The following is a 1,055-nucleotide window of genomic DNA, read 5'->3' as shown; positions in this document are numbered from 1 at the left end:
ACCCAACGCTGGGTTCTCAATCCACCCCAACGGCGGTGTTACTCACCCAAACATTGATCACCTTGTTCTTCTCTGGCGGTGGCTTTGTTGCATTTATCTACGCTCTGTTTAAAAGCTACACCACTTGGCCAATACTCGGCTTTTTTCCGATGGTCACGGACGCGTGGGTAAGCTTTTTCTATGATCAGTTTCAACAGTTAATGTGGCTTGGTGTCTTAATGTCGGCGCCACTTGTGCTCGCGATGTTCTTAGCCGAATTTGGCCTTGCGCTGATCAGCCGCTTTGCGCCGCAACTCAACGTTTTCTTCTTGGCGATGCCCATCAAAAGTGCCATCGCGAGTGTGTTATTGATCGTCTATCTCGGATTAATGATGGATCACTTTGAAGCACTATTTTATGGCATCACTCGCTTTGGCGATCAGCTCAATACGATTTGGAAATAAAGGTTAGGATGTTCTATGAGTGGTGAAAAAACCGAACAACCCACCGCCAAAAAGCTCCGCGACGCCCGAAAAAAAGGACAAGTCGCGAAGAGCCAAGAGATCGTCTCTTCGGCGTTAATTCTGGCTCTCATCGCCGTACTGTTCGCCTTTGCCGATTACTACATGTCGCACATCTCTGCCCTGCTTTTGCTGCCAAGCGAGCTCGCATATCAAGGCTTTCAAGACGCATTGATCGATGTTGCCATCGCTATCGCCAAAGAGATGGCCTACCTCCTCGCGCCAATTATTTTGGTCGCAGCGCTTATCGCGATTTTTTCTAACATGGGACAGTTTGGTTTTCTTTTTAGTGGCGAGTCCATCAAGCCCGACATTAAGAAAATCAACCCTGTCGAGGGCGCAAAGCGCATCTTCTCGCTAAAAAGCGTCATTGAGTTCATCAAGTCGATACTCAAGGTATCTCTGCTTTCCTGCATCATTTGGGTTACGTTGCGGGGCAACATCAACACCTTAATGCAAATTCCAACTTGTGGATTGGAATGTGTCCCTGCGGTGACGGGAGTTATGATTAAACAATTGATGATCATTTCATCGGTTGGTTTTGTTGTGATAGCT

At 47.4% G+C, this 1,055-nt stretch carries 2 pseudogenes; both read left to right on the top strand.

The features are described 5' to 3' along the window. Positions 1 to 443 (top strand): annotated as a pseudogene (gene vscT / locus R7P67_RS26345) (SctT family type III secretion system export apparatus subunit VscT); the annotation flags it as partial. A 15-nt stretch (positions 444 to 458) separates the two neighbouring features. After that, a pseudogene (gene vscU / locus R7P67_RS26340) lies at positions 459 to 1,055 on the top strand (SctU family type III secretion system export apparatus subunit VscU); the annotation flags it as partial.

It is taken from the genome of Vibrio sp. Vb0937, assembly GCF_033338855.1.
This window is presented reverse-complemented; position numbering and strand designations above follow the sequence as displayed.